Origin of the sequence: Sporosalibacterium faouarense, from assembly GCF_016765695.1 — a bacterium.
GTDB lineage: Bacteria > Bacillota > Clostridia > Tissierellales > VENL01 > Sporosalibacterium > Sporosalibacterium faouarense.
In genome coordinates this window covers 75489-88226 of record NZ_JAETGO010000045.1, presented here as the reverse complement: position 1 = coordinate 88226, position 12738 = coordinate 75489, and the positions used below count along the sequence as shown (strand labels likewise).

Annotated in this window: 11 protein-coding genes; 3 read left to right on the top strand and 8 right to left on the bottom strand. The window is 29.3% G+C overall.

The annotated features are described in order from the left end of the window. Window positions 1-156: 156 nt before the first annotated feature. The 3 genes from JMO20_RS09495 to JMO20_RS09485 all read right to left on the bottom strand — a co-directional run bounded on the left by JMO20_RS09495 (window position 157) and on the right by JMO20_RS09485 (window position 3647). Window positions 157-1956 (bottom strand): methyl-accepting chemotaxis protein, encoded by a 1800-nt coding sequence (locus tag JMO20_RS09495; RefSeq protein ID WP_202709346.1) that lies wholly within the window; start codon window positions 1954-1956, stop codon window positions 157-159. Between the two features lie 220 nt (window positions 1957-2176). Beyond that, the gene (locus tag JMO20_RS09490; RefSeq protein ID WP_202709345.1) at window positions 2177-3109 is read right to left on the bottom strand and encodes a cation diffusion facilitator family transporter; all 933 of its coding nucleotides are present in this window, start codon (window positions 3107-3109) and stop codon (window positions 2177-2179) included. A 184-nt stretch (window positions 3110-3293) separates the two neighbouring features. Next, a complete protein-coding gene (locus tag JMO20_RS09485) occupies window positions 3294-3647 on the bottom strand; it encodes a response regulator (protein ID WP_279380092.1) in 354 nt (117 codons plus the stop codon). A gap of 513 nt (window positions 3648-4160) precedes the next feature. On the opposite strand from JMO20_RS09485, the gene abc-f reads away from it, so the two are divergent. Both abc-f and JMO20_RS09475 read left to right on the top strand, forming a co-directional pair. Beyond that, window positions 4161-5822, top strand: a complete 1662-nt coding sequence (gene abc-f, locus JMO20_RS09480; protein ID WP_202709344.1) for a ribosomal protection-like ABC-F family protein — start codon at window positions 4161-4163, stop codon at window positions 5820-5822. A gap of 154 nt (window positions 5823-5976) precedes the next feature. Then, a complete protein-coding gene (locus JMO20_RS09475; RefSeq protein WP_202709343.1) occupies window positions 5977-6480 on the top strand; it encodes an FMN-binding protein in 504 nt (167 codons plus the stop codon). Window positions 6481-6565: 85 nt separating this feature from the next. Here JMO20_RS09475 and JMO20_RS09470 read toward each other — a convergent pair whose 3' ends face one another. Beyond that, window positions 6566-7555, bottom strand: a complete 990-nt coding sequence (locus JMO20_RS09470; RefSeq protein ID WP_202709342.1) for a tocopherol cyclase family protein — start codon at window positions 7553-7555, stop codon at window positions 6566-6568. 261 nt (window positions 7556-7816) lie between these two features. Here JMO20_RS09470 and JMO20_RS09465 point away from each other — a divergent pair, with 261 nt between their 5' ends. After that, a complete protein-coding gene (locus JMO20_RS09465) occupies window positions 7817-8239 on the top strand; it encodes a Fur family transcriptional regulator (RefSeq protein WP_202709341.1) in 423 nt (140 codons plus the stop codon). Between the two features lie 71 nt (window positions 8240-8310). Here the strand turns inward: JMO20_RS09465 and galU are convergent, their stop codons facing one another. The 4 genes from galU to JMO20_RS09445 all read right to left on the bottom strand — a co-directional run bounded on the left by galU (window position 8311) and on the right by JMO20_RS09445 (window position 12600). Continuing rightward, entirely contained in the window at window positions 8311-9180 is an 870-nt protein-coding gene (galU, locus tag JMO20_RS09460; RefSeq protein WP_202709340.1) for a UTP--glucose-1-phosphate uridylyltransferase GalU, read from the bottom strand. Window positions 9181-9207: 27 nt separating this feature from the next. Next, the gene (locus tag JMO20_RS09455) at window positions 9208-10233 is read right to left on the bottom strand and encodes a lysylphosphatidylglycerol synthase transmembrane domain-containing protein (RefSeq protein ID WP_202709339.1); all 1026 of its coding nucleotides are present in this window, start codon (window positions 10231-10233) and stop codon (window positions 9208-9210) included. A gap of 92 nt (window positions 10234-10325) precedes the next feature. After that, window positions 10326-11474 (bottom strand): MGDG synthase family glycosyltransferase, encoded by a 1149-nt coding sequence (locus JMO20_RS09450; protein WP_202709338.1) that lies wholly within the window; start codon window positions 11472-11474, stop codon window positions 10326-10328. Continuing rightward, window positions 11461-12600, bottom strand: coding sequence for an MGDG synthase family glycosyltransferase (locus JMO20_RS09445; protein ID WP_202709337.1), 1140 nt, complete (start codon window positions 12598-12600; stop codon window positions 11461-11463). Before JMO20_RS09445 ends, JMO20_RS09450 begins: the two co-directional genes overlap by 14 nt. Between the last annotated feature and the right edge of the window lie 138 nt (window positions 12601-12738).

Genomic DNA, 12738 nt, shown 5'->3' with positions numbered 1-12738 from the left:
CACCTGAAGAGAAGTCTTCTCTCCCACTTATAGAAGTGGGAGTCTTATCAAAAGATAAATGAAAAATCAAAGGGGTTAATGTTTAACATTAACCCCTTTGAAAGCTTTAACTAAACCATTCTTAATTTAAAGTTAAACATTAACTTTAAGTTAAACCTATATTTTAAACTTTGTAATAATTTTTTGTAAATCTTGTGCTAAATTAGATAAGCCTTCACTTGCATTAGAAATTTCTTCCACCGATGCAGCCTGTTCTTCCATTGATGCAGATACTTGTTGAGTAGATGCTGAATTTTCTTCTGCTATTGCTGATAAATCTTGTAATATATCCATTATTTGCTCTTTCATATTTGCCATATCATTGCCTGATATGTTTAGCTTTTCTACTGCATGTTCAGATTCTTCAATTGCATCAGCTATATTCATATACTTCTCTTTACTAATTTTCATACTCTCATCTTGCTCTTTAAGGATTAAGGAAACTCTCTCCATTATTTCTACAGATTCTTTGGAATTATTTTGGAGTTCTTTTACCACTTCATCAATTGTCTTAGTAGATATTGTAGATTGCTCCGCGAGCTTTCTTATCTCTTCTGCAACTACAGCAAAGCCTTTACCTGCATCCCCTGCCCTAGCTGCTTCTATAGCAGCATTTAAAGCTAATAAGTTAGTTTGCTCAGATATTGATGCAATAACAGTACTTGCATCTCCAATCTTAGTAGCACTTTCATTAGTTCTAATTATTCCATTTTGGACTTCGTTTGTTGCCCTTCTACTCTCACTAGATATATTAGTTAGCTTATCAATTTCTACTAAGCCTTCTTTAACAATTGAAGAAACCTTTTGTGATGCTTGATTCAAATCACTCACATGACTTTGCTCTTTTGTAATAAAATCGGCAAGCTGTTTTGCTTTAAGTGAACCGTCTTCAGTGCTCTTAGCTTGTTGTGACGTGCTTGATGCTATTTCTTCCACTGTTTTTGCTACTTCCTCAATTGCCATAGATGATTGCTGTGATGTTGCAGTCAATTCTTCAGAAGAAGCTGCTACCATTTCAGACGAACTAGTTATCTCTTTAATAAATCTTCTTAAATTGATAGTAATAGTATGTAGAGCCTCTGCCAACTCCCCAGTCTCATCCTTTTTCTTGAGAAGCTTCTCAGGCACATCCTCTCTAATATCTAGGTTTGCTACTTTGCTCGAATATTTTGTTATCTTTACAATAGGATTGGCAATAGATCTACTGCTTATATAAGTAAATAAGATACTTATCAATAAAACTATCCCTCCCAAAACACTCATTATCATCATGCTATTATCTTTATATCTATCTAGATTTTCCTTATTTAACTGAACTATACCATCTATATCATCAATATATGCTCCAGTTCCTATCACCCAGTCAAAGGGTTTAAAATATAAGCTATATGATCTCTTAGGCAATGGTTCAGATTCTCCAGCTTTGGGAAACCAGTAATTCGTATATCCCCCTTCTTTTTCCATACCATTGTCTATAATTTCTTTTATAAAGTAATTTTCTTTCTCATCTTGGGAATCAATTCTACTTTTCCCTTCAACTTCCTTATCTCCTAATAAAACCACATTAACTCCCTCTGATGTATCTGCCCAAAAGTAGCCACTCTTATCTTCACCATATCTTATTTCTCTTACTAAACTCTTTCCTAATTTCTTACCTTCTTCTAGAGTAATCTCTCCTACTTCCACTTGTTTGTATATTTGATCTAACATACTTACTATAGTTTGTACTTCATATTTAACTAGTCTGTCAAAATCATCTCTTAACTGTAAATCCAATTCATTAACTGCTTCTTTTTCAACTCGATTCATCATGTAGCTGGAAATAGCAACTAAAGAAAAGGTTAGTATAATACTGATAATGATAACATTAAAGAGTATCTTTTTTTTAATTCCAAACTTCTTTTTATCAATTTTCATAACCAATCCTCCTATTTCCCCAAAGATTAATCTAATAATAAATAATTTACTTTGGGAATTATAATTAAGCTAATAATAAAGATATTATTACAAAAATAAAATAACACTAACAACAAGAACTGCCATTGTTAGTGTTATTATAGCATATTATTACATTTATTAAAATATCTTAACATTTTAGATGTAAAACAATAATGCCTCTTGCCAAATATATATTACTTCATTTTCTTTTGGTTTTATCCCTTACTCGAGCTTCCACAAGTTGTTTTTTATGTAAATCTTCTTCTTGTAAAGAGGCAGGCTCCATATGAACTATTACTTCCTCTATACCTTCTAGTTTACTTTTAAGCATATCTTCTATGCTATGGGCAAGTAAATGAGCATATTCCAATGTAAACTCTTTATCCACTCCAACATGAAGATCTATCATTACATGATCTTCCTTGCCTCTCGTTCTAATTTTGTGACAAAAAATCACTTCTGGCATTATCATAACTAAATCATGTATCTTATCCCTGTCCATAATATTAGCATCAGATAGAATTTGAATCCCTGGAACTAAAATCTCGATTCCAGCCTTAATGATTAATACAGCTATTATTGCAGCAACTATAGTATCAATAAAAACTAGACCTAACTTAACAGCAATTAAACTGACAAGAACTGAAATTGAAACATATATATCACTTTTTGTATGCTTAGAATCAGATATTAAAATGCTACTCTTAAGCTCCCTACCTTTTTTAGCTTCATATCGAACAACAAAAATATTAATGATAAGGGTTAATATCATTACTAAATAATTATATATATCTATATTTGGTAAAACAGGATTTTGAAAACGAGTATATGCTTTAGATAAAATTTGAAATGAAACAAAGAACAACAGAAGACTGATTACTATAGTTGATAAAGTTTCAAATTTATGATGTCCATATGGATGATTTTCATCAGCTGGCTTTGATGCTACCCATATCCCAATAATACCTACAACATTCGATGCTCCATCAGAAAATGAATGATAACCATCTGCTACCATACTTGATGTATCCGTAATAAGACCATATATAAGCTTGGCCATTGCAACTAGTATGTTCAATATTAGAATCGCCGCTAATACATTCCTAACCTTTAAATACTTCTTTGATTCCATTTATACTAACTCCCATCATAATTTATATAATTGTATCTAAAATTAAATTATTTCTCAAAAACCATTAAATATGTACCCTTTTACAAGCTAATAAAACAAAATCCTTATAGATTATTAAACTAATAATCTATAAGGATTTTGGTCACTATGTATAAATTATTAAAAGTCACCTTTTAAATGTAATCTATAGTAAAGATTTAACTTCATTGATAAATTTCTTTTGATCAAATGGCTTTACCACAAAAGTTTTTGCACCTGCTTTTATTGCTTCTATAACCATAGATTGCTGTCCCATAGCTGAACAAACCATTATTTTAGCATCTGGATCTATCTTAATGATTTCTTTTACAGCACCTATTCCATCCATCTCTGGCATAGTAATATCCATAGTAACTAATTTCGGACTTAGTTCTTTATATTTCCTAACTGCTTCAATTCCGTTGGATGCTTCTCCTATCACCTCAATATCATTTGATTCTAGAAGTCCTTTTATAGTAATTCTCATGAAGTCAGCGTCATCTACTACTAGTACTCCCATCATAATCCCCCTTGTGTAAATTGATATCCACATAATACCTTTAAATTGTTCTAAAGATAGTCTACCATATGTTAGGTAATTGTTCAATAAACAGGTATTAAATCATTTTTTGTCGAATGTAAATTTTGATATTAATATTTTAATTGACCCTTGATTTTTTCTATGTTTTATGTGAAAATAAAGGTGGTAGTTAAGAAAGGTAAGGTGAAAAAATGTTAAGATAATTCTATTTAGATTAAATTAATTAAAGTAAAGTGACCAAAGTTAATTCTATATTTCAATTGGAGATAATATGTTCTTATGTTATTTTTATTATGATTTTATAGTTTTAAGTAATTGGTTATTTATATTTATTTTGATTTCTAGATGGGATTATTTTTAATATTGTACTTATCTTTTAAGATTATATAGTTGATATTTTCTATGAAATTGTTATATAAATTTTAAGATTTTGATAAGTAGTATGATATATGCAGATATTATAATCTCTCTAGATTTAAGGGAGGTTTTTTTATGCTTAAAATTGAAGTATCAAATTTGAAAAAATATTATGGTGATAGATTGATTCTCGCTATAGATAACCTAAAAATGTATGCAGGCGACAGAATAGGCATTGTTGGTCTTAATGGAAGTGGTAAAACTACACTAATGAATATTTTATCACAAAGTTCTAAAGCTGATCAAGGAGTAGTAAATTTATATGGTCAACATTCATATATAACACAGCTACATGATCCTAAAGGTGATGTTATTAATCCTAAATTAGCTGGAAAATTTAATATTATTGATAAAAACAAAGAGGAAATAAAGTTCTTAAGTGGTGGTGAAAAAACTAGATTGAAAATAGCCCAAGGCTTAAGCAAGAATATAGATATATTGTTTGCAGATGAACCCACTTGCGATCTCGATATGGAAGGAATAAGTATACTTGAAGAAATGTTAAAAGATTTTAAGGGAACTCTAGTATTAATTTCCCATGACAGACATTTACTAGATAGTTTATGTAATAAAATTATTGAAGTTGAAAATGGTACTGTCAAGGAGTACTCTGGAAACTATTCTAATTATAAGCATCAAAAGAAAATGGAATTGGATAGAAAAAGATTTGAGTATAATCAGTATATTAAGGAAAAAAGAAAGCTTGAAAATGCTATATCTGATAGAAAGCATAGATCAGATACTATGAAAAAAACCCCTTCTAGAATGGGTATTTCTGAGGCAAGACTTCACAGAAGGAGTACAACTGCTAAACAAGCAAAACTATACCAAGCCACCAAATCTTTTGAAACAAGAATTGAAAAACTTGACAAGAAGGAGAAACCTAAGGAATATAATAAGACACAGATAGATATTCCTGCGATTAAATATCTACACAGTAAAGTTATCATTAGTTGTGAAAATCTCACTAAATCTTTTAACAGTAATACCTTATTCACAGATATAAACTTTCAAATTTTTAATTGTGATAAAGTGGCCTTAATTGGAAATAACGGGACTGGTAAAACTACTTTAGTACGTATGATTTTATCATTGGAAAAAGGTATTAAAATAGCTAGTAAGGCAAAAATAGCGTACTTTAGTCAACAATTAGAAATATTAGATGAGAATCAAACTATTCTAGCAAATGTCCTCAAAGACAGCATTCATTCTGAAACCTTTGTAAGAATTTTATTAGCTAGGTTATTATTTAGAAATAAAGATGTTTATAAAAAAGTAAGTGTTCTTAGTGGTGGAGAAAGAGTAAAAGTTGCTTTTGCTAAAATTTTTGTTCAAAACATAAATTTAATCATACTAGATGAACCTACAAATTTTTTAGATGTTGAATCCATAGAGGCACTTGAAGAGGTTTTAGATGATTATGAAGGAACTCTACTATTTATTTCCCATGATAGAAGATTTATTGATAAGATCGCAGATAGAATCTTAATCTTAGAAGATAAACAATTAGTAGACTTTAGTGGAAACTATTCTGAATATATACAAAGCTTAAACAACAGTGTGTATAATAAAAATGAAGAGTATGCAGAAAAGCTTTTGCTTCTAGAAAATAGATTATCAGAGATTACAAGTAGATTATCTATGCCATCAAAAAATGATAATATAGAAGAGCTTGATAAAGAGTTTAAACATACTGTAAAAGAAATAAATAAAGTTAAAAAATTACTTGAAATATAGTTAAAAAGTTCTTAGCTTAGAAATATGGCTAAGAACTTTTGTTTTTTTGTGAAATCTATTATAATTATTTGTTTTTTTGGCAGAATATTATATAAGCTGGATTTTCTTGCTTAATTAACTGTTTTGAATTTAAAATATATGAGGAGGAGATTATATGAAAAGATTTTTAGTATTTCTATTAGTTCTAGTAATGATTTTCTCATTCACAGCATGTGCTAATGATAATACTGATGACGAGCCAGATAATGACAATGATAATGTTGGTGACGATAATAACGGAGACGTTAGCGATGATGAAGATGATGAGAATACATTAACTTATGAGGACGGTACCTATACTGGAATGGGCGAAAAGTGGGAGCATGGTCAGGAAAGCTCAACTGTAGTCATTGAAGATGGCCAAATAGTTAGCGTTGACTTAAAAAGACTAAACGAAGATGGCGAAGAAGTTGATTATAACAACTGGACTGGTGAAGAAATTGATGGAGCAACTTATCCTAATTTGAAAGAATATAGAGTTACAATGGGAGATACAATGGTGGAAGAGCAAACCTACGATGTAGATACAATTGCAGGTGCAACTGTTTCAACTGCTAACTGGAAGGTTGCAACTGAAAGAGCACTAAATGAAGCAGTAAAAGAAAATGCTGAAGATTAAGAAAAGCAAATATTGTAATGCCCCTATCATTAATAAACTTATTGATAGGGGCATATCAGCTATGCTATCTTTTATGAATTTTACACTATTGAAATAATAATCTTTTAGGGTTAGATATTTCTATCCCAGCATTTCTTCCATTACCTTCATATATAATTTTAGAATCATTACCTCTATGAGTTAGCCTTATCCATACTTTTGAAGATAAACTTTCATTAACTCTCCCGTCCATAATACCTTGATTTGGTGCATATAATTTAACACCTTTCCCTTTAATTGCTCTGATTTCTAGCTGATATTCCTTATTACTAACTGTCAATGTAATTCTATCTTTATTTATTTCTAATAAATTAATTTTTCCACCATTATAGGTTGTAAATTTATATAGTTTGTTTTTATAAAGTAGTCCAATGATAAACCCTGTAAAATTTCTGCCTAACCAAGGAATTTCTGCTAATGAAACAGTAAGAGACACACTCCTTTCTTCAAAGTGATTAGTCTGAATCCAAATCCATCCTTTAGGGAATGACCGCCCCCAATCCTTTTCTATATAACCTCGTCCTTTAGAAATCTCAATTTTTTTATCTTTAAAGTTTAAAGTGCCCTTTACTCTATGGTCTAAACTTAAGATACCATGATAACACTCCATAAAAGGAACAAAAGCATACCATCCCATTATACCCGGTGACAAAGGCTTAACAGGCCATGGAGTTATATCTTCAAACTGTAATTTCCCTCTGATATTATTATTCGATTTCTTAATATCTATATCTATCTGATTTTTTGAAAAAAGATTATCTCCAATAATAATCTCAAATCTTTCTTTGGAGTATCGAAATTCTTCTATTCCATATTTAACATACTCTGTTGAGCACTGATTACCATCAATTATTTGAATAAAAGCATGAGATGATTTGTTTTTCTTATCAATAGAGATTCCTGGTATAAATGCATAAGTATTATTGCAATTATCATCAACTACCTTAAAATACCACCCTTCAAAGTATTTGTCTTTTTTATTTGCTCCTTGATATATATCTGGTTTCCAAATTTTTTTTATTCTATAAAAAGCCATATTATTCTCCTTTTAGCAATAAATGATTAATTAATTATTTAGTCTGTCCTTTTTAAATCTTTATCTAATATTATTCTTAACCTTTTTTACTTAACTAAGTCACTAAAATAGATATTTACTAGATAAATAAGTAAATAATTGAATACTTACAAATAATATTATAAAATGTACTTATAGGGATTACATGCAAATGACTTTTATTCTACAAGCCTTTATAAATTCACTTAAAACGATTTTATTGATAATTAGGAGAGATTTTTAATGCTAAATAATGAGAAAATACAAGAAGAGTTAAAACGTAATGGTTTTAAGCTTACCAGTCAAAGAAAGGCAATAATTGAAGTTCTAATGGAACATAAAGATAGATTCATTACTGCTGAGGAGATACATAAAAAAGTACTTCAAAAACATCCAAAAACAAATTTTTCTACTATATATAGAAATCTTGAATCCTTTGAAAAAATTAATATTATCCATAAAACTAATATTAGTGACAATGCTTCTATTTATGAGTTGGTATGTAATGATAACCACCATCATCATATAATCTGCAAAAAATGTGGAAAAACTGAGATTATAGATTTTTGTCCATTAGATAACATAAACAATAGCTTAAAGAGCTTTAAACTAATTGACCATAAGTTTGAATTATATGGTTTGTGTGATAAATGTAATAATAAATAATAAAAGAAAACAGGTGATATTCTCTTCACCTGTTTTCTTCGTGTTCATTTTCACTTTTCCACTGCTAACTTTTAATTTTTTTCTAGTAATTTTAAAAGAAATTTCTTAAAATCATCTTTTAGATCATCTCGCTTAAGTGCAAATTCAACTGTAGCCTTTAAAAATCCTAGCTTATCTCCAGCATCATACCTTTTCCCTTCAAATTTATATGCATACATTGCTTCTCTCCTTGACAATTCCTTTAAGGCATCTGTTAGCTGAATTTCTCCTGCCTTTCCAGGTTTAGTATTTTCTAATATGTCAAATATCTGTGGAGTAATTATATATCTTCCCATAATTGCTACATTAGAAGGTGCTTCTTCCTTAGCTGGTTTTTCTATTAAATCCTCTACCCAATATATTCTTTCTTTTATACATTCACCTTTTATGATTCCATACTTACTCACTTCATCCATTGGTACCTCTTGTACCCCTAAAATAGTAGTCTTAAATTTTCCATATGCCTCTATCATTTGCTTTAAGCAAGGCTTTTCTGAATCTACTATATCATCACCTAAGAATACTGCAAATGGTTCATTTCCTATAAAATTTTTTGCACAATATATTGCATGACCTAGACCCTTAGGTTCCTTTTGTCTTATATAATGAATATTTGCCATATCTGTAATCTTTCTAACTTGTTGTAAAAGCTCAGTTTTCCCCTTCTGCTCAAGAACTAACTCTAGCTCAATAGACTTATCAAAATGGTCCTCAATAGATTTCTTATTCCTACCTGTTATAATTAAAATATCTTCTATTCCTGAATTTACAGCCTCTTCAATTATATATTGAAGGGTAGGTTTATCTACAATAGGAAGCATCTCCTTAGGCTGTGCCTTTGTTGCAGGTAAAAATCTTGTTCCTAAACCTGCAGCTGGAATTATAGCTTTGCTAATTTTCATTATCATATACCCCCATATTTAATAATATCATTTTTCTAAAGCAATCCTATTTTTAACTCTCATGATGTAATCTATTAATGTTACTCCTCCACTAACAACTATATTGAAATAAAAACTAATTATCCTCCAGAGCAAGACTGCATATAATAGAACGCCTCCATGAAAAAAGACTTTAAACAATATGAAAAATCCTCCCTCTGCAGCTCCAGTTCCACCTGGCGTTGGAATAAAAGAAATCGCCATATATAATAAAGATTGTATTGATATTATATCAAAAAAACTAGCTTTATTAAATCCTAGAGCCAAATATATAAAGTAGGTTACAGTAAATCTAAAGGTTAATTGAACAATTGTTAAAATTACAACCTTGACAGCTACCATTTTATTTTCTGTTACGCCCTTTATGCTAGTTAAATATTCTGTTATATGATGGTCTAAGCGCTTTTTATATTTATTGGCATCCTTAACTACTCTAACCTTTTCACCAAAATTCAAAAGAAAAACTATTATTTTTTTTATTATTACTGGATTAAAGAAGATTCCAAAAATAAATAATAGGCCTACAATATTTATTAAAATACCTGTCATTACAAATGGTAAAGCTATTTTGATTTTACTATAAACAAAGTTAAGTTTTACTATAAACATAATTATAGAATAAAAGGTAACTGTAACTTGATATATTATATATTTATTAATTAATAACGATGTTGCTTTGCCTATTGGAACTGAATCCTTAACTAAAGAGTAGACCTGAGCAGGTTGTCCTCCAGTTGCAAAGGGTGTAATAGCACTAAAATACTGTCCAATCATAGACAATTTAAAAGATTTCATCATATTTCTTTTAATATTAATCATTTTTTTTAACATAAATATAATTGCCCCGTCACATACCCAAAAACCTACCATACATAAAAGTCCTAATGAGATATAGATCTTATTTGTAGTTTTAATGAGCTTAGGTAATTCTGCTAAATCATCACTGGTAAGTATTATCCAAGTTGTTAATGCTATTAAAAAAGCTACAAGTATATAATTAAGTCTTTTTTTCATTTTGTACACCTTTCTAATTGAAGAAACATTCCTTATATTTTACATAAAATAATAGATTCTCCCATGTGATTTCATTTATTCTATTTCTTCAACTAATAAAATTTATATGATTTTTGATAGTAGTAATAGGATTTATAATACACATAAAGATCAAGAATATGTTTTTTCATATCACTTATCTTGAATGTTTGATGTAGCTTAAATAGATTTTGATTCAATTCCCTTCTATAATCATCATATTCAATAAAATAGTTCAATTGTTCCTTCAAACCCTCTACATCCCTTGAAACATTCCCTATTTTCTTATCTATAATAAACCTTCCATTTGCTATTTCCTGTCCTAAAGTCGGCTTATGTGCAATTATTGGTAGATTAGATGTAATAGCTTCAAACAAAGTTACTCCCCCAGCCTTAGATACTAAAACATCTGCTTCTTTCATTAAATCACTTATTCTATTAGTATAACCATATACAGTTATATTTTTTAAATCCTCACACGTTTCTAATTTATTCATTAACTTAACATTATTTCCAGTCACAACAATAGTTTTAACATTTTCTAATTTATCAAGCCATCTATATAAACTTAAGTCTTCAGGTAAAAGTCCAATTCCCCCACCCATTATTAATAATTTAAATCTATTATCATCTCTTTCTCTATCTCTATTTTCATTATTAAGAAACTCCCTTCTAACAGGAATTCCAGTGGATACTATTATCTCCTCATCTATTCCTTTATTGATTAATTTTGCCTTAATATCTTCATTGGCTACAAAATATCTATCAGTATAAGGATATATCCATTCCCAGCTATCAACTGCATCTGTTATACAAGTTATAAGGGCTATATTTACTTTGTATCTCTCTTTAATCTTAGAAACAAATCCTGAACATATAGGAAAAGTAGATATTATTATCTTAGGGTTCTGGGCAATTACATAGTCTGCAAAGTCCTTTAAGTACAGCTTTAATATTAATTCGTCAGTTTGAGATCTTTTGTTATTATCCTTTTTGTAATAAAAATAATTATATAAATTACTATTAGTTTTTATAAAAAACTCATATCCCTTGTAGATACCTTTTGATAACTTTGGACTTACTATTTCAAATATATCTACTATACTCACATTAATATTTTCATTTACTTCTAGCACTTGCTCTTTAATTGCATTAGCAACAAATTTATGCCCATCCCCAAAGGTAGCTGTTAAAACTAGAATATCACAATTATTTTTGCTCATATGCCATTCCCCATTTATATTGATATTCATTTATCAGATTTTCTGAAAGATTAATAATATTATCTATGGAGTACTTCTTAGTAATCCTTTTCATCTCTCTTCTCATACCATCTAGCTTTTTTGGATTATTGATTAAATTATCAATAACATATCTAATCTCTCTAATATGGTCAACTTTTACTGCTACACCTTCCCTTACAAGAAACTCTGCATTTTCTTCTTCCTGTCCAGGAATTAGATATGGAATAACCATGGGAATACTTTTAACCATTGATTCAGACACTGTTAAGCCACCGGGTTTAGTAATGATTATATCTGAAGAGTCCATCAATTTTGCAACTTCCTTAGTAAAACCATATATTATATATTCCTTGCCTTCTATATTATTCTTAAAACTCTTTTCTAGGCTCTTTCTAAGTACTTCATCTTTTCCACAAACTACTATGATCTTAAGGTCATGAGTACATTTGTTAAGACTCTTAAGTACCTTCTTCATAGATTTCACACCTAAGCTTCCGCCCATAACTAACACCTGAAAATTTCTATCATAGAAATCATTATAGTTGCTTTTCTTATCTAGGAATTCCCTTCTAATTGGTATTCCAAATGGATAAATTTTACTTTTTAATATCCCCTTACTAATTAAGCCCTTCATAGTATGTTCACTGCCTGTTATATAAGCATCAACATTTGTATTCACATAGGTTTGATGAGCTTCATAATCTGTTACTATTGAAATAAAAGGTATATTAATTATAGATTTTGCCTTTAGATTCCCAACGACATCAACTATAAAAGGATGGGTTCCTATAATCAAATCGGGATTTATGCTATTTATAATGTTGCTAATCTGTGTATATGCTAATTTATTAAAAAATTTGGTTATTCTATTATTAATTCTCTGACTATCACTTAGTTTATATAGTCCTCCATAAATCTTAGGTAACTTAGTCGCTAATACTTTATAGCCATCTGCTATTAATAAATCTAACATTTTACTAGTTTCTTTTAGCATATCTACTTTAATGGTTTCATACCCTTTATGATTGAACTCCTTCTCTAATGCAGATGCTGCTTGATTATGTCCTCCACCAGTAGAAGCAGTAAATATCAAAACTTTACTCATAAAATTACCCCCATTATATTTATTAAGATTAGTAATTATGAATCTAAAAGCAAAATCTGTAGATTACTTAATTAAAAGAATTGTAGATTAGGTCACCACAGATAGTAGTTTTGTTTTCTTATGAATTTCAAACATAGA

Coding starts and splice junctions, on each gene's coding strand:
- JMO20_RS09495 (WP_202709346.1), bottom strand. CDS start 1,956: ATGAAAATTGATAAAAAGAAGTTTGGAATTAAAAAAAAGATACTCTTT.
- JMO20_RS09490 (WP_202709345.1), bottom strand. CDS start 3,109: ATGGAATCAAAGAAGTATTTAAAGGTTAGGAATGTATTAGCGGCGATT.
- JMO20_RS09485 (WP_279380092.1), bottom strand. CDS start 3,647: ATGGGAGTACTAGTAGTAGATGACGCTGACTTCATGAGAATTACTATA.
- abc-f (WP_202709344.1), top strand. CDS start 4,161: ATGCTTAAAATTGAAGTATCAAATTTGAAAAAATATTATGGTGATAGA.
- JMO20_RS09475 (WP_202709343.1), top strand. CDS start 5,977: ATGAAAAGATTTTTAGTATTTCTATTAGTTCTAGTAATGATTTTCTCA.
- JMO20_RS09470 (WP_202709342.1), bottom strand. CDS start 7,555: ATGGCTTTTTATAGAATAAAAAAAATTTGGAAACCAGATATATATCAA.
- JMO20_RS09465 (WP_202709341.1), top strand. CDS start 7,817: ATGCTAAATAATGAGAAAATACAAGAAGAGTTAAAACGTAATGGTTTT.
- galU (WP_202709340.1), bottom strand. CDS start 9,180: ATGAAAATTAGCAAAGCTATAATTCCAGCTGCAGGTTTAGGAACAAGA.
- JMO20_RS09455 (WP_202709339.1), bottom strand. CDS start 10,233: ATGAAAAAAAGACTTAATTATATACTTGTAGCTTTTTTAATAGCATTA.
- JMO20_RS09450 (WP_202709338.1), bottom strand. CDS start 11,474: ATGAGCAAAAATAATTGTGATATTCTAGTTTTAACAGCTACCTTTGGG.
- JMO20_RS09445 (WP_202709337.1), bottom strand. CDS start 12,600: ATGAGTAAAGTTTTGATATTTACTGCTTCTACTGGTGGAGGACATAAT.